This window comes from Bacillus halotolerans (assembly GCF_004006435.1).
Lineage (GTDB): Bacteria > Bacillota > Bacilli > Bacillales > Bacillaceae > Bacillus > Bacillus halotolerans.
In genome coordinates this window covers 1,684,526-1,701,129 of sequence record NZ_CP029364.1, presented here as the reverse complement: position 1 = coordinate 1,701,129, position 16,604 = coordinate 1,684,526, and the positions used below count along the sequence as shown (strand labels likewise).

14 protein-coding genes are annotated in these 16,604 nt (G+C 45.5%); 11 read left to right on the top strand and 3 right to left on the bottom strand.

The annotated features are described in order from the left end of the window. Nucleotides 1–5: 5 nt before the first annotated feature. The 5 genes from DIC78_RS08520 (at nt 6) to niaP (ending at nt 5,988) form a co-directional block, all read left to right on the top strand. Complete coding sequence (locus tag DIC78_RS08520; protein ID WP_106021221.1) at nt 6–1,115, top strand: cysteine protease StiP family protein; 1,110 nt, start codon at nt 6–8, stop codon at nt 1,113–1,115. Further along, a complete protein-coding gene (locus DIC78_RS08515; protein ID WP_106021223.1) occupies nt 1,112–1,912 on the top strand; it encodes an HAD family hydrolase in 801 nt (266 codons plus the stop codon). The genes DIC78_RS08520 and DIC78_RS08515 overlap by 4 nt, the downstream gene beginning before the upstream one ends. A gap of 31 nt (nt 1,913–1,943) precedes the next feature. Then, nucleotides 1,944–3,557 carry a YceG family protein gene (locus DIC78_RS08510; RefSeq protein WP_127696058.1) on the top strand — a complete coding sequence of 538 codons (1,614 nt, stop codon included), beginning with the start codon at nt 1,944–1,946 and terminating at the stop codon, nt 3,555–3,557. 15 nt (nt 3,558–3,572) lie between these two features. Next, nucleotides 3,573–4,664: a toxic anion resistance protein gene (locus tag DIC78_RS08505; RefSeq protein WP_010332934.1), complete on the top strand. Its 1,092-nt coding sequence runs from the start codon at nt 3,573–3,575 to the stop codon at nt 4,662–4,664. Nucleotides 4,665–4,785: 121 nt separating this feature from the next. After that, nucleotides 4,786–5,988, top strand: a complete 1,203-nt coding sequence (niaP, locus tag DIC78_RS08500; RefSeq protein WP_024120131.1) for a niacin permease NiaP — start codon at nt 4,786–4,788, stop codon at nt 5,986–5,988. Nucleotides 5,989–5,998: 10 nt separating this feature from the next. On the opposite strand, the gene DIC78_RS08495 is transcribed toward niaP, so the two are convergent. After that, entirely contained in the window at nt 5,999–7,183 is a 1,185-nt protein-coding gene (locus DIC78_RS08495) for an MFS transporter (RefSeq protein ID WP_127696056.1), read from the bottom strand. Between the two features lie 66 nt (nt 7,184–7,249). Continuing rightward, nucleotides 7,250–7,552 (bottom strand): ArsR/SmtB family transcription factor, encoded by a 303-nt coding sequence (locus DIC78_RS08490; RefSeq protein ID WP_081638228.1) that lies wholly within the window; start codon nt 7,550–7,552, stop codon nt 7,250–7,252. 290 nt (nt 7,553–7,842) lie between these two features. Here DIC78_RS08490 and opuAA point away from each other — a divergent pair, with 290 nt between their 5' ends. The 3 genes from opuAA to DIC78_RS08475 are packed head-to-tail and all read left to right on the top strand — an operon-like array spanning nt 7,843 to nt 10,830. Continuing rightward, nucleotides 7,843–9,099, top strand: coding sequence for a glycine/proline betaine ABC transporter ATP-binding protein OpuAA (gene opuAA, locus DIC78_RS08485; protein WP_024120134.1), 1,257 nt, complete (start codon nt 7,843–7,845; stop codon nt 9,097–9,099). 1 nt (nt 9,100) lies between these two features. Further along, nucleotides 9,101–9,949 carry a glycine/proline betaine ABC transporter permease subunit OpuAB gene (gene opuAB, locus DIC78_RS08480; RefSeq protein WP_024120135.1) on the top strand — a complete coding sequence of 283 codons (849 nt, stop codon included), beginning with the start codon at nt 9,101–9,103 and terminating at the stop codon, nt 9,947–9,949. After that, complete coding sequence (locus tag DIC78_RS08475) at nt 9,949–10,830, top strand: glycine betaine ABC transporter substrate-binding protein (RefSeq protein WP_024120136.1); 882 nt, start codon at nt 9,949–9,951, stop codon at nt 10,828–10,830. The genes opuAB and DIC78_RS08475 overlap by 1 nt, the downstream gene beginning before the upstream one ends. Nucleotides 10,831–10,867: 37 nt before the next feature. On the opposite strand, the gene DIC78_RS08470 is transcribed toward DIC78_RS08475, so the two are convergent. Then, nucleotides 10,868–12,019: a M20 peptidase aminoacylase family protein gene (locus DIC78_RS08470; protein ID WP_127696054.1), complete on the bottom strand. Its 1,152-nt coding sequence runs from the start codon at nt 12,017–12,019 to the stop codon at nt 10,868–10,870. Between the two features lie 127 nt (nt 12,020–12,146). Here DIC78_RS08470 and DIC78_RS08465 point away from each other — a divergent pair, with 127 nt between their 5' ends. The 3 genes from DIC78_RS08465 to amyE all read left to right on the top strand — a co-directional run bounded on the left by DIC78_RS08465 (nt 12,147) and on the right by amyE (nt 16,453). After that, a complete protein-coding gene (locus DIC78_RS08465) occupies nt 12,147–13,580 on the top strand; it encodes a YfcC family protein (RefSeq protein WP_127696052.1) in 1,434 nt (477 codons plus the stop codon). A 115-nt stretch (nt 13,581–13,695) separates the two neighbouring features. Next, nucleotides 13,696–14,187 (top strand): DUF6773 family protein, encoded by a 492-nt coding sequence (locus tag DIC78_RS08460; RefSeq protein ID WP_044162006.1) that lies wholly within the window; start codon nt 13,696–13,698, stop codon nt 14,185–14,187. Between the two features lie 265 nt (nt 14,188–14,452). Beyond that, nucleotides 14,453–16,453 carry an alpha-amylase gene (gene amyE / locus DIC78_RS08455; RefSeq protein ID WP_127696050.1) on the top strand — a complete coding sequence of 667 codons (2,001 nt, stop codon included), beginning with the start codon at nt 14,453–14,455 and terminating at the stop codon, nt 16,451–16,453. The last annotated feature ends 151 nt before the right edge of the window (nt 16,454–16,604 follow it).

Here is a 16,604-nt window from a genome sequence, read left to right as displayed (position 1 = left end):
CTGAATTGACTGAGATAATTGACCAGATTGGGAGCTATCCGAAGGAGGATGTCACCTTTCTATTAAAAGATTTGTCCGCTGTTTCGATTGAAAAAAGCACGGAAGAACGGGAACGCTCGATCCAAAGTGGCACCCATTACTCAGAGATGCTGCCGATCGAATATAAGCCGACAGATGAATATATGAAACTGTTTTATGCCTCGCTTGAAGATAGTAAACAGAAGGTTGCGTTAGCGGCCGGAGCTGTAGCGGAGCAGCTTTTCGCCAAACACGGTGAGCATATGGTTTTGTGCAGTCTGGCAAGGGCGGGCACGCCGATCGGTGTATTGATCAAACGGTACATCAAGATGAAGTATCACGTCTCAGTTCCGCACTACAGCATATCGATTATTCGGGACAGGGGAATTGATGAAAACGCCATGCAGTATATGCTGAAGCATCATCCAGACGGAAAAATCGCCTTTATCGACGGCTGGACAGGCAAAGGCGCTATTACTAAAGAACTGAATCGATCCATCGAACAGTTTAACCAGCGCTGGAATACGAGACTTTCCTCAGAAATTGCGGTGCTTGCCGATCCGGGTGATTGCGCGGACATCTACGGAACGAAGGAGGATTTTCTGATTCCGAGTGCCTGCTTGAACTCTACGGTCTCGGGTCTTGTCAGCCGCACGGTCTTAAATGAAAAATGGATCGGGCCGGATGATTTTCACGGGGCGAAATATTACCGTGAGCTGAGCGAAGAGGATGTTTCTGTATTCTATATTGAAACGATAGCCGAGCAATTTCCGTCTATTTTTAAAGAAGCAGAACGTCTGGCGATTGGCTTGCAGCGCGTACGTATGAAACCGGCTTGGGACGGCTTGGCTTCCATTGAGACGATCCGAAAGCAATTTGGCATCAGCAATACGAACCTGATTAAACCTGGTGTCGGAGAAACGACCCGTGTGCTTCTTCGCAGAGTGCCTTGGAAAATACTGATTCAGCCTGGCGCTGAAGAAACGCTGAAACATATTCTTTTACTGGCAAAGGATCGGGGAGTGCCTGTAGAAGAATACGAGAACATGTCTTACAGCTGCTGCGGGCTGATTCGTCCGGCGGAGAAAAGCCTATGAACGCGTTTGCCAGCGATTTAGACAGAACATTAATTTATTCAAGGCGCATGATCGGCACGCCCGATAAGGAAGCCGGGATTGAGCTGATTGAAACATTAAATGGGCGGGAGCTTTCCTATATTTCCTCAGCCGTAAAAGAGCACTTAAATCAGATTCAGAAGGATCACTATTTTATCCCCGTCACCACGCGTACAAACGAACAGTATAAGAGAATCGGATGTTTCCAGCAGGACATTGTGCCGGAATATGCGGTGACAACAAATGGCGGGTGCATCTTAAAAGACGGCGAGCCTCTGAAAGAGTGGGACGAGCTGATGAAAGAGGAGCTGGCGTCGTGTCTGCCGATCGAGGCCATGCTAAGGGAAATCGCAGGTCTCTCTTTATCAGAGGCGGTAAAAAGAACCCGAATCGCCCATCACTATTTCGTGTATCTCATTTTACATGAGGAAAAAATACCGTATATCGATATATCCGCTGTGAAAGAGTGGGGCGCCGATAAGGGCTGGCAAGTATCTCTGCAGGGGCGGAAGCTTTACTTTATTCCCAATCCGCTTAATAAGTGGAAAGCAGTTGAATACCTGAAATCCAGGCTCTCTCTTGATGAAATCTATACGGCTGGAGACTCGCTGCTTGATCTTGAACTGATCCGGGAAGCTGATTTTGGCATCGCACCCGCGCACGGAGAGGTATTGAGTCACGATCCGGAACTACGCAAAACAATTGCAAGCGGCATGCTGGCGGGTGAAGAAATCACAGCGTCAGTTTTATCGCAAATATCCAAATTAAAACACGTGTAATATACACAAACAAACCAGAAAGGAGGATATGATGAGACAAGAAGAGCTAATCATTCATAAAGCTGTTCCGGCCGATGGTGATTGGAAAAGCATGCTGTTTCAGCCATTGCCGGAGCGGGATCACTATGAGAATGAACAAGGTCTTGCTTTTTCGAGGCTTGCCGGGCAAATACTGGGCACGCCCATTGATGAGACCGACTACTTTAACGAGCTGTATGAACTTTCTGTAAACGATCATATTTATGTCCTGAGCGAAACACTTGATAAAACAATTGCACCCGAAACATTTCAGGCGCTTCAGCATATTCATTCCATCAACCAGAAGGAAAAAGGCCTTTCGGTCAGCCGCTTTGTCGCCTTTCTGGACGGGGAACAGCTGATTGCGAAGCATTCCAATTCATTGCTGCACCGCCATTTAAGAAAAGCACTGATGACGCTTTTACATACCTTTGCCGAAAATCATGAGCAGGGGCTGAATCATCCTGATTTTCGCAGAGTGCTTCTTGATGTTTCAAAGTTTTCTTTGAACCACCTGAATCCTTGGCTGGAAAAAGCCGATATAGAGCGGGAGATGCCGAAGGTGGTCTGGTATGGAGACGCGACGAAAAGCCAGCTGTATTTCTTATATTATTTGATGCTTGTCGGCTGTGATGTTCTATTGTTCCATCCGGCGGGAACCGATCAGCTGACGCTCGTTGACCCTAAGCAGGAGCTAAGCTTCACGGAAAAGCTTCCGGATGTTTCAGATCTTCAGCGATTCCCGAAAGAAAAACCTGACCGTAAATCAACGGTGGCGTATCGATCGACAAAGGAAATTGAGCATGTGCTGAATCACGAGGAATCCATGCTGTACAAGCCTTGGCAGTTCAGAGACCACACACCGGTTTCCGTGACGCTGAAAACGACCTATGATGAACTGTTTTTAATTGCGAAAGAACGTGCGTTTATTCGCCCGAATTTCAAAGCCGATAAACATTCGATCGATATTCCGAATGTGTTTGCCAAAATTATGGGTGTGTCGAAGGACAATAAAGAATATTGGAACAGACTTCATACAATGGCGGACTATCCAGAAACGGAGATGGTTCGAAGCTTTCCGTTAACAGAAGAAATCAAATCAAACTATCAATTTCATTACAGCCACGCGCTTGATCATGAAGGAAACATCGATCCGGACAAGCTGATCGCAAGCAATGTGTGGCAGTACAAACAGCTTCCGGCAGGCATTCAGACCGCGATCGCCAAAACGATCTCGAGAATGTGCAGACACCCGCGGCTGAAGGCATTGCATCAGGAACAGGTCAAGGATGTTCAAATCTACTTGTTTAAACAAACAACAAACCTTCCCGCTAACCTGCTGAAATTGATTCAAATGTTCGACTATGCGCAGACTGTTCCGAAACTGGTGCTGTATCATACGGAAATGAACGGTGAGCTCACACGATCAGACGCCGCAGCCCTGCTGTTTTTGAATGAAATCGGAATTGATATCGTCATTTATAATCCTCCCGGACATCAAGACATTGAGCATTATATTGAAGAGGATCAGTATGATATCCACTGGCTGGACGACATGGTGTTTCAGCAGGACTATAAAGAGCCTTCGCTCGTGAAAAGGCTGTTCAGAACGATTACCCAAAAGTAAGGAGAGAAGAAAAGCATGACAACAGAAAATCAAAATCCGCTTGTTCTCGATAAAAACGAAGAAATTTCTCAGCAAAAGGCAGACGATATCCGCCTGCAGCTCCGCCAGGAACCAGAGGTGCAGCGCCTCGCCCAGCAAATTGACGTGAAAAACCAAATGGAGCTGCTGGAGTATGGAAAGGAGCCGGCTGTTGAAATTTCCAAGTTCTCTGACCGCATCTTAGGAATGATGAAAACAACAAGCGTGACAGACTCAGGCACAATGCTGACTCAGCTTGGAAAAATCATGGACCGCTTTGACAAAAATGATTTTGACGAGCCCAAGGGACTGATGGCCAAAATCTTCAAACGCGGCGGCAGCATGATTGAGAAAATCTTTAAAAAGTACCAGACGCTCGGCGGAGAAATTGAAAAAATCAACGTTGAGATTTCCAAATATAAAGATGAGATGACAAAAACAAACTACACGCTCGATGAAATGTATGAAAACAATATCAACTACTACATGGAGCTTGAAAAATACGTTGTTGCCGGTCAAATGAAGCTGGAAGAGATGCAGTCAATCCTTCCTTCATATGAAGAAAAAGCGGCAAGCGGAAACCAGCTTGCGCAAATGCAGCTCGATACGCTGCGCAACGGCATTCAGGCGCTTGAGGAACGCGTGTATGATCTTGATATGGCGCGAATGGTGGCGCTTCAAACCGCACCGCAGATCCGACTGCTCCAGCGCGGTAACGCTAAGCTGATCGGGAAAATTAACTCCGCTTTTATCATCACCATTCCGATTTTCAAAAACGGCATTATTCAGGCTGTTACGGTGAAACGCCAAAAGCTTGTGGCTGACTCTATGAGCGAGCTTGACCGCCGGACAAATGAGATGCTGAAACGCAATGCGGAGAACATCTCGAACCAGAGTGTTGAAATTGCCAGAATGGCCGGCAGACCAAGCATTGATATAGAAACGATCGAATCCTCTTGGAACACGATTGTCAGCGGCATGCAGGAAACAAAACAAATCGAAGAAGAAAACAAACGCCTTCGAGAAGAGGGCGCAAGACGAATTGCCCAGCTGCAGGATAATATTAAAAAAGCAGCATTACAGCAATAAAAAGACCCCCGCTTGTGAATCATAAGCGGGGTTTTTGATTGACATCAATTAGGTAATGACAATGTGTAAAGACAGGTGTAAACTTAAACGGTAATCATTTTGCATATCAGAGGTGTTGGCTATGGGAAAACAACAGCCTATATCCCAGCGTAAGCTGCTGGGTGTCGCCGGTTTAGGGTGGCTGTTTGATGCAATGGATGTCGGAATATTATCGTTTATTATCGCCGCGCTCCACGTGGAGTGGAATCTTTCGCCTGAAGAAATGAAATGGATCGGAAGCGTAAATTCCATCGGCATGGCTGTGGGTGCGTTTTTGTTTGGATTGCTGGCTGATCGAATCGGCCGCAAAAAAGTATTTATCATTACTCTTTTATGCTTTTCAATCGGAAGCGGTATATCAGCTTTCGTCACAAGCTTATCGGCATTTCTCATTCTGCGTTTTGTAATTGGGATGGGGCTTGGAGGCGAACTGCCTGTCGCTTCAACGCTTGTTTCGGAAGCGGTTGTGCCTGAAAAACGGGGCCGGGTCATTGTGCTTCTCGAAAGCTTTTGGGCTGTGGGCTGGCTGGCAGCGGCGCTTATTTCTTATTTTGTCATTCCAAGCTTCGGCTGGCAGGCGGCTTTGCTTTTAACCGCACTGTCGGCATTTTATGCGCTGTACTTGCGGACAGGATTGCCTGATTCGCCAAAGTACGAATCGCTTTCTATGAAAAAGAAATCGGTGTGGGAGAACGTGAAAAGCGTTTGGGCGAAACAGTATGTACGGCCGACGGTAATGCTGTCGATCGTCTGGTTCTGCGTTGTCTTTTCTTATTATGGGATGTTTTTGTGGCTGCCGAGTGTGATGCTGTTAAAAGGGTTCAGCATGATTCAAAGCTTTGAATATGTTCTGCTGATGACGCTTGCTCAGCTTCCGGGCTATTTTTCGGCTGCGTGGCTGATCGAAAAGGCGGGCCGGAAATGGATACTGGTCATTTATTTGATCGGAACAGCGGGAAGCGCGTATTTCTTCGGAACGGCAGATTCCTTAGGTCTGCTGCTGACGGCTGGAATGCTGTTGTCCTTCTTTAATCTTGGCGCGTGGGGCGTGCTGTATGCCTATACACCGGAGCAATATCCAACATCGATTCGGGCGACAGGTTCAGGAACCACAGCGGCGTTCGGAAGAATCGGCGGCATTTTCGGCCCGCTGCTCGTCGGAACACTCGCCGCCCGCCATATTTCGTTTTCAGTGATTTTTACAATCTTTTGCATTGCCATTTTACTGGCGGTCGCGTGTATTTTGATTATGGGAAAAGAAACGAAACAAACTGAGCTTGAATAACAAAAGCACCTCATCGTGAGGTGCTTTTTACATGGAAACCGGCAGCTTGCGGTTTGTTTTTTCTGCTTGTTTGATAAAGGGCCATAGACAGGACAAATAAAATCGCCGTAAACGCCGTGACAGCCCCAAAATGATGCGTGTTTTGATATAAGAGTCCGGCAAGGCATGTGCCGACAGTGGTTCCTGCATACATAGCCGCATTGGAAAGAGATGCAATCGTTCCGCGCGCGTTCGGTGATATGGATTGGAATATCCCCATCATTAACGGAAAAATGATCCCCGCTATAAAGAAAGTCAGAAAAAAGCTGGTTTCTACAATAAATAAGGTAGGGAAGAAAGGAAGAGAAAAATAGAGCGCGCCCATCAGCAGCATGCCGCTGATTAATGTCTTAAACGTTCCGAGCTTTGATGCAATTTTGCTTCCTATAAGGCTTCCAAGCATATTTCCCAGCCCCAGTACAAGCATCGCAGCGCCGATTTGGGATACGGTTAGATGATAATCTGCAGAAAGCCAGGTGCCGAGAAAGCTGAACGTGGCGAAATTTCCTGTTTGAAAGAGAAAATAAGCAAGCAGGATCATCGATGTTTTTGGCAGTGAAAACAGCTCACGATAAGGGCTGACTATAGATGAACGGTGTGCTGCCGCTTCTGCAGGACGAATATCTGGCATGGCCGCCGCCAAAATGAACAGGAGAACCAGCGAGCCTGCTGACAGAACGAAAAAGGGCGTGTGCCAAGTGAAGGAAGCCAAAAATCCGCCGATCGGAAGCCCGAGCATTTGTGAAGCCGCTAATCCTGCTGTTGCAATCCCCATGCTTTTTAACACTTTTGAGGCATGGACGATGACAGGGATGGATGCCCAAATTTGAGGCGTCACAAACGCGGCGCTGACACCGGCGGCAAAACGGAATGCACACATGGCGGCAAAGGAGGGAGCGATGCCGCATAAAAACGTGGAAAGGATAAAGCCCGCAAGCCCCGACAGCATCACGCTTTTCCGATTAAAGCGGTCAGAGATCGGACCGGCTGCCAAAGCAAACAGCGCATAACCGAGCGCATAAGCACTGACCATCCAGCCTGACAAATCAGTGGAGACATGGAATTGGTCCTGCAAAAGCGGGAGAAGCGGTGAGAGCAAAAAGGTATCTGTGCCGATGACAAACATTACACTGAAAAAAAGCCAAATAAGTTTCACTTTTAACACTCCTATAGTTTTATAATTATGAAACTATGAAACAGATATGTATATAGAAAACCCTTTTTAGAGGGTCTCCAGAAAGCCAGGCAGGTATGTTTGAAAGGTGTCTTCACGCAGCCTGACATATTTTGTCCGTGAATCTTTTCGCGTTGCAGTCAATCCCGCTTCACGCAGCGTTTTGAAATGATAAGATGCTGTGGTTTTGACGATATTGCATTTTTCACCTACTTCACCGCAGCTGAGTTCTTTTCCGCTGTAATAAAGCGTACGAATAATTGCAAGCCTGGATTCGTCAGACAATGCTTTGAATATGTGAGCTCTGATATGGTCTTCTGATTGTTTCATAGTCATGAAACTATAATACATTACATAGAGATGAAAAAGCAACTTATTTTTCCAGTAAAGGAGCTTGAAGTCATAAGAGGAAGAAGGATTTTCGGTTCAATAAAAGCGTTTTCAATTTTAAAAAGGCTTAATTTTACCTGTAAAATACAATAATAAAGGAGGATTACCGAGTATTTAGAAGCATAAATAAGGTCTTGGGGTCACAGGGATGTTTATCATGAAATGGTACAGAATAAAAGAGAATATGCGGTTTGTGTGTGTTGTTACATAAATGGTACGGTAATAAAGATTGCTTAATATGGAGGGAAAATATGAGTGTAGATGAGAAACCGATTAAGATAAAAGTCGAGAAAGTCTCTAAAATTTTTGGGAAACAAACCAAGAAAGCAGTTCAAATGCTTGCCGACGGAAAAAATAAAAAAGAGATCCTGAAAGCAACCGGATCAACCGTTGGGGTTAACCAAGCAGATTTTGATGTATATGATGGTGAGATATTTGTCATCATGGGTCTATCAGGGAGCGGTAAATCAACTTTAGTACGGCTGTTAAACCGGCTTATTGAACCGACTGCCGGAAAAATTTACATTGATGGTGACATGATAACAAATATGTCTAAAGACCAGCTCCGGGAAGTCCGCCGGAAAAAAATCAGTATGGTCTTCCAAAAGTTCGCTCTGTTCCCGCACAGAACGATACTTGAAAACACAGAATACGGACTGGAGCTTCAAGGTGTAGACAAACAGGAGCGCCAGCAAAAAGCGCTTGAGTCGCTTAAACTTGTCGGACTTGAAGGATTTGAACACCAATACCCTGATCAGCTTTCGGGCGGAATGCAGCAGCGTGTCGGCCTTGCCCGCGCTTTGACGAATAATCCGGACATCCTTCTGATGGACGAAGCATTCAGTGCGCTTGATCCATTAATCCGTAAAGATATGCAGGATGAGCTTCTGGATCTGCATGATAATGTCGGAAAAACGATTATTTTTATTACGCACGACCTGGACGAAGCGCTTCGCATCGGCGACAGAATCGCTCTGATGAAGGACGGAAATATCGTTCAGATCGGCACGCCGGAAGAAATCCTCATGAATCCGTCCAACGAATATGTTGAGAAATTCGTTGAGGACGTTGATTTGTCTAAAGTATTAACTGCCGGCCACATTATGAAACGCGCTGAAACGGTGCGGATTGATAAAGGGCCTCGCGTTGCGTTAACACTGATGAAAAACCTAGGGATTTCATCTATTTATGCAGTCGATAAACAGAAACAATTGTTAGGTGTCATTTACGCAGCTGATGCGAAAAAAGCAGCCGAGTCTGATTTATCCCTTCAGGATATCTTGAATACGGAATTTACGACTGTACCAGAGAATACGTATCTGACTGAGATTTTTGACGTTGTGTCTGACGCGAATATTCCAATTGCGGTTGTAGATGAAAAGCAAAGAATGAAAGGGATTGTCGTAAGAGGCGCGCTGATTGGCGCACTTGCGGGCAATAACGATTATATCAATGTTGAAGGCACTGCTGAGCAAACACAAGATCCTTCTGTACGGGAGGTGAAGTAAATTGGATAGACTGCCTAGAATACCTTTAGCAGATATCATTGACCGTTTTGTTGACTGGATTACGATAACGTTCGGCGGGTTCCTCGACGGAATCGCAAATGGCTTGGCCGTTTTTGTAAACGGGATTGTAAGCGGGCTTGGATTTATACCTTCTATTTTGTTAACGATTATTTTCGCAGCTCTTGCATGGTGGATCAGTACGAGAGGAATTGCGCTGTTCACTTTAATTGGGTTTCTCGTAATTGATTATTTAGGATATTGGGACCCCATGCTGCAAACGTTAGCGCTGGTTGTCACGTCCGTCATTATTTCGATTGTAGTCGGTGTGCCGATCGGAATTTGGGCATCTCAGAAAGAAACGGTTCGCCGTATCGTAACGCCTATCCTTGATTTAATGCAGACAATGCCTGCTTTCGTATATCTTTTGCCGGCAATTTTCTTCTTTAATATCGGTGTTGTGCCGGGTGTTGTTGCGTCTGTTATCTTCGCAATGCCGCCGACAATCCGTATGACGGTTCTCGGTATTAAACAAGTGCCTGCGGATCTGATTGAAGCAACTGAAGCGTTTGGTTCTACAACAGCTCAGCGTTTGTTTAAGGTTCAGCTTCCGCTTGCAACAAAAACCATTCTTGCCGGGATCAACCAAAGTATCATGCTTGCATTATCAATGGTTGTTATCGCAGCAATGGTCGGTGCGCCTGGACTAGGTTCAGAAGTATACAGCGCCGTTACACAGCTGAAAACAGGGGTTGGTGTAGAAGCAGGTATCGCTATCGTTATCGTTGCGATTACGCTCGACCGTATTACACAAAATATTAAAGTGAAGAAGAAAAGCAGGGGGAATGCCTGATGTTTAAAAAAATCATCGGTATCGGTGTTTCCGCCATGCTGGCACTCTCACTTGCGGCTTGCGGACAAGAAAACGACGAAAATGCGTCCGCGGCTGAACAGGTGAATAAGACGATCATCGGGATTGACCCCGGTTCAGGTATTATGAGCCTGACTGATCAAGCGTTGAAGGATTATAACCTGGACGACTGGACACTGATTTCATCGTCAAGCGCTGCTATGACTGCTACGCTCAAAAAGTCATACGACCGTAAGAAACCAATTATTATCACAGGATGGACACCGCATTGGATGTTCTCCAGATATAAATTAAAATATCTCGATGATCCGAAAAAAACTTACGGCAGTGCTGAGGAGATTCATACGATCACCAGAAAAGGCTTCAGCAAAGAACAGCCGAATGCCGTTAAGCTTCTGAGCCAGTTTAAATGGACGCAAGACGACATGGGTGAAGTGATGATCAAGGTGGAAGAAGGCGAGAAACCTTCCAAAGCCGCTGCTGAGTATGTGAAGAAGCATAAGGATCAAATCGCGGAGTGGACCAAAGGCGTGCAAAAGGTCAAGGGAGACAAAATCAACCTTGCCTATGTGGCGTGGGACAGTGAGATTGCAAGTACAAACGTTATGGGCAAAGTGTTAGAAGACTTGGGCTATGACGTGAAACTCACTCAGGTAGAAGCTGGTCCGATGTGGACGGCGATTGCGACGGGAAGCGCGGACGCATCCCTTTCCGCATGGCTGCCGAATACCCATAAACCATACGCTGTCAAATATAAAGGCAAATATGATGATGTAGGCGTCAGTATCACTGGCGTGAAGATGGGTCTTGTTGTGCCTCAATATATGAAAAACGTCAACTCAATTGAAGATCTAAAGAAATAATGAAGAAAGCAGCCTGTTCGCAGGCTGCTTTTTTGATTTAAGAAGCGTTGGCTGATGCGAGTGTATCGGCTTTTTGGAACGTTTTTAACACGGCGTTTGCTAAAATGTGAATCCCGGTAAACATCGCGTTTCTGTCAAAGGTCATATGCGGGTGATGGAGTCCTGGCTGAAGTCCGCAGCCGAGGCCAAGCATGGTCGTTTTAAGGTTCGGCACTTTCACAGAATAAAAATGAAAGTCTTCGCCGCCGGTTGTCACAAGCGGTTCATCGAGCTGATCAGCTCCGATAACGTCTGTGATTGCTTCAGCCATAATGCCTTCAGCTTCTTTATTTTGTGTTGCCGCCGGAAGGCTGTGTTCCTTGTGAAGTTTAATTTTCGCATCGAATGCCGCGGCAGCCGCTTCGCAGGCTCTTTCTGTTTCTGCGATCAGCGTCTCCATGGCTTCATTTGTTTGCGCCCGCAGGTCAAGGCTGAAGGTCGCTTTTCCGGGAATGATGTTGGAGCTGTCGCCGCCGGCTTGAAGCTTTGTCATTTTGACTGTGTGCGGGATTTTCGGATCAATGTGAATCAGCCCCAGCTTATGTACGAGGAATGCAGCGATTTCGATGCTGTTTTTGCCAAGATGCGGACGTGCGCCATGAGCTTCCTCTCCGATGATTGTGCCTTCGATGTGCTGGCTTGACCCGTGCAGAATGGATGGGGCGCAGCGTCCGTTTTGGGTTTCCTGAATTGGACGGACATGGACGCCATACAAATAGTCGACGTCATCAAGCACGCCTTCCTCTATCATTTTCAGAGCGCCTCCGCCTTTTTCTTCTGCGGGCTGAAAGATAAAACGTATCGTTCCGTTCGGAAGCTGCGGCTGTTTTTTCAGCAGCATTAACGTACCTAAAGCCATTGTCATATGCGAATCATGCCCGCAGGAATGATTGGCGCGAAATGTGCCGTTGACCTCCTGCCATAATGCATCAATGTCAGCGCGGACAGCTACAACAGGCGAACCCGAACCTATTTCGCCGACAACTCCGGTACAATCTGAAAACGTGCGCGTGCGGCACCCTGCATCTTCGAGTTTTTGTTTAAGAAATTCAGTTGTCTCATATTCTTTCCAGCTGACTTCAGGTTTGGCGTGAAGATGTTCAAAGATGTGCATTACGGTTTGTTTCATTTCTTCTGAGAGTTTTTGCATGGGAAGAAAAACCTCCTTCATTCCTTTTTTTTATATTGAAACAGGTAGATAGGCTGTTTATAATATAGCACATATTTATATTTTTCAGAATAATAGATATTTTCTAAAAAAGGGGATGGATCGAAATATGAGTATGCCAGCAGCCGAAACACAGCCAAAGAAGAAACGCACCGCCTTTAACATGCCTGACGCCTATGTCCTCTTATTTATCATCGCTTTCATTTGCGCCGTTGCTTCGTATATTGTGCCGGCGGGAGAATTTGACCGTGTGACGAAAGGGGAGGTTACCACTGCGGTGCCGGGAAGCTACCATTCAATTGAACAGTCTCCGGTCAGCCTGATCAGCTTTTTCACTTCTCTTCAGGATGGAATGGTGGGATCAGCGCCTATTATTTTTCTGATTTTATTCACAGGCGGCACGATCGCTATTTTAGAAAAAACAGGTGCCATCAACGGACTGATTTACAATGTCATCAGCAAGTTCCGCACAAAGCAATTATTATTTATTTGTATTGTCGGTGCGTTGTTTTCTATTCTTGGAACGACTGGAATTGTCGTGAATTCAGTGATCGGATTCATCCCCATCGGCCTTATCGTCGCACGCTCCTTAAAATGGGATGCGGTCGCGGGTGCGGCTGTTATTTATATTGGCTGCTATGCCGGGTTTAACTCTACCATTTTATCACCGTCTCCGCTTGGCTTATCGCAATCGATTGCGGAGCTGCCTCTGTTTTCGGGGATCGGCCTTCGTGTGGTCATATACTTATGCTTTTTGGTGTCTTCTATCATTTATATCTATTGGTATACAAGAAAATTAAAGAAATCAAAGGATGCCAGTATGTTAGGCACAAACTGGTTCCCGGCGGCAGGATTGAGCGATGCGAATCAAGAAGAAGATAAGTCTGTGCCGTTTACCGTTCGCCATAAGCTGATTTTGGGAGTGGCGGGTTTGTCGCTGATCGGATTTTTGTACGGCGCATTGAAACTCGGCTGGTCAGATTCCCAAATGGCTGCGACGTTTATTTTTATTTCTGTCCTTGCCGGATTCATTGGAGGACTTGCGGCAAACGATATTGCCAAAACTTTTATTACCGGCTGTCAGAGCCTTGTATACGGTGCGCTGATTGTCGGGATGGCGCGGAGCATTTCTGTCATTCTTGAAAATGGGAAGCTGCTGGATACAGTCGTCAATGCTTTGGCTTCGGTTTTGGACGGGTTCAGTCCGATGGCCGGCGCAATCGGCATGTATATCGCCAGCGCTCTGCTCCATTTTCTCATCTCTTCAGGATCGGGCGAAGCGGTTGTGTTCATTCCGATTCTGGCGCCGCTCGCTGATTTGATGGGCATCACGAGACAGGTCGCGGTGGAAGCGGTTATGCTTGGAGAAGGGGTCGTCAACTGTGTGAACCCGACGTCCGGCGTTTTGATGGCAGTGCTTGCCGCCAGCGGAATTCCGTACGTCAAGTGGCTTCGGTTTATGCTGCCGCTCGCTCTGATTTGGTTCTTAATCGGGCTTGTGTTTATTTGTATCGGTGTCCTGATCAATTGGGGGCCGTTTTAAACATTGCTGCCCGCCGGCTTGTACGGCGGGCTTTTCATTTATTCGTTGCAGAAGCGCAGGCTGTTATTGTAACATGTAAGCCATAAGCCATTCGTAAAAGTGCGGGAGGAAGGTCATGAATAATCTGCATAACAGACTTTCAGGCGTGAATGGGAAAAATAAGAGAGTAAAAGAAAAAGAACAAAAGATCTGGTCGGATATCGGCAAGTTAGCCGGGGCGTTTGCGCTCCTGGATGTGATCATCCGCGGCATTATGTTTGAATTTCCGTTTAAAGAATGGGTCTCGAGCCTTGTGTTTTTGTTCATTATCATCTTATATTACTGCATCAGGGCATCAGCTTCTGGAATGCTGATGCCGAGAATAGACACCGAGGAAGAACTGCATAAACGGGTGAAGCAGCAGTTCATAGAATCAATAGCTGTCGCCTTTGCGGTAGTGGTGCTTACGATGTATGACAGGGGAGTTCCCCATACATTCTTCGCTTGGCTGAAAATGATTCTCCTATTTATCGTCTGCGGCGGCGTTCTGTTTCTGCTTCGATTCGGAATCGTGAAGCTGTCTTACAGAAGAACGGTAAAAAAGGAGTTTAAGAAGAAATCATCATAGAGATGGTTTCTTTTTTTGTTCATAAATCAGACAATATCTCCACTTGCTGTTTAAGCATGTAAAATGGCTCGAGATGTCTGTTTGGGAAATGACTCTATCAAGTTGTTTTGATAGAGAGAGTATGATAGTTTAAAATGTAAGTTTTAACAAAATTCTCCAGTCTTCGCATGCGTCTGAAAGGAGGAAGTGGAAGGATTGAGTAAGAGGGATTTCTGACTCCGCAGTAAGTCTTCAGAAATGAAAAATGAAATAAGGAGTGTCCAGAATGTCTAAAAAACGATTTAATACCTCTTTACTGCCGTTATTCGCTGGATTATTATTGCTGTTTCATTTGATTCTGGCAGGGCCGGTGGCTGTAAATGCAGAGACCGCGAACCAATCAAATGAATATACAGCGCCATCAATAAAGAGCGGGACCATTCTTCATGCTTGGAATTGGTCGTTCAACACCTTGAAAAATAATATGAAGGATATCCATGATGCAGGATATACTGCCATTCAGACGTCTCCTATTAATCAAGTAAAGGAAGGAAATAATGGAGATAAAAGCATGGGGAACTGGTACTGGCTTTACCAGCCGACCTCTTACCAGATTGGCAACAGGTATTTGGGTTCCGAGGAAGAGTTTAAAGAAATGTGTGCGACGGCTGAAGAATATGGCGTGAAGGTTATTGTCGATGCCGTCATCAATCACACAACCAGTGACTATGCTGCGATTTCAAATGAAATTAAAAGTATTTCAAATTGGACGCATGGAAACACACAAATTAAAAATTGGTCCGATCGAAGGGATGTCACTCAGAATTCATTGCTGGGGCTTTATGATTGGAATACGCAGAATACACAAGTACAGTCATATCTGAAACATTTTCTGGAAAGGGCATTGGATGACGGTGCTGACGGATTTAGGTATGATGCGGCCAAACATATAGAGCTTCCGGATGACGGTGATTTTGGCAGTCATTTTTGGCCGAATATCACAGATACATCTGCAGAATTCCAATATGGAGAAATATTACAAGACAGTGCCTCCAGAGATGCTGCATATGCGAATTATATGAATGTTACAGCATCAAACTATGGGCATTCCATAAGGTCTGCTTTAAAGAATCGCAATTTTAGCGCATCGAACATCTCCAATTATGCATCTCATGTATCTGCGGATGATTTGGTCACATGGGTGGAATCGCATGATACGTATGCCAATGATGATGAAGAATCTACATGGATGAGCGATGATGATATTCGTTTAGGCTGGGCGATTATTGCTTCTCGTTCAGGAAGTACACCCTTGTTTTTCTCCAGACCTGAGGGCGGCGGAAATGGTGTAAGATTCCCTGGGAAAAGTCAATTAGGTGATCGCGGGAGTGCTTTATTTAAAGATCAAGCCATCGCTGCAGTCAATACATTTCATAATGCCATGGCCGGACAGCCTGAGAAACTCTCTAACCCGGATGGAAACAATCAGATATTCATGAATCAGCGCGGCCCTGAAGGTGCTGTTTTGGCAAATGCATCTTCATCACCAGTTTCCATTCATACTTCAACGGATTTACCTGATGGCAGCTACGATAATAAAGCCGGGGATGGTTCGTTTAAAGTAACAGATGGCATACTGACAGGTACAATCAGCGGCAGAGGTGTGGTTGTGCTTTATGCGGAAGATACCGCAAATGTACCTAATGTCTTCCTCGAGAATTATCAAACAGGTGTAACCCATTCTTTCTATGATGATCAGCTAACGGTAACTCTGCGTGCCGACGCTCATACCGCAAAAGCTGCTTATCAAATAAATCATGGTGATGAGACACAGTTTAAGGACGGGGATCAATTAATGATCGGAAAAGGGGACCCGTTTAATACAACATACAAGGTCACTTTAACAGGAACGAACAGTGATGGAGCATCTGGGACAAAAGAATATACTTTTGTAAAAACAGACCCATCTTCTGAGAAAAGAATAGGCTATCAAAACCTAAATAATTGGAGTCAAGTTAATGCATATGTATACAAGGAGAATGGGGGGCAGGCAATAGAATTGACCGGATCTTGGCCGGGAAAAGCAATGAGTAAGAATGCAGACGGCATTTACACTCTGACGTTATCGGCGGATACTGATACAAAAAACGCCAAAGTGATTTTTAACAACGGCAGCGCCCAAGTACCTGGCCAGAATCAACCTGGTTTTGATTACGTGCAAAATGGTTTATATAATGACTCTGGCTTAAATGGTTCTTTGCCCCATTTAGTCCGGACATTTCGTTAACAACAATACCCTAAAGTGAACAATCGCTTACTTTATCTGTTTGGAGATCACCATGTATAGGCTCCGGCAATGTCAGATCGATGCGTCACAATCATGATAAATAATGAGCATTCACATTGCCGGATACAATGCTTTTTGAGGAAAGCAGCGA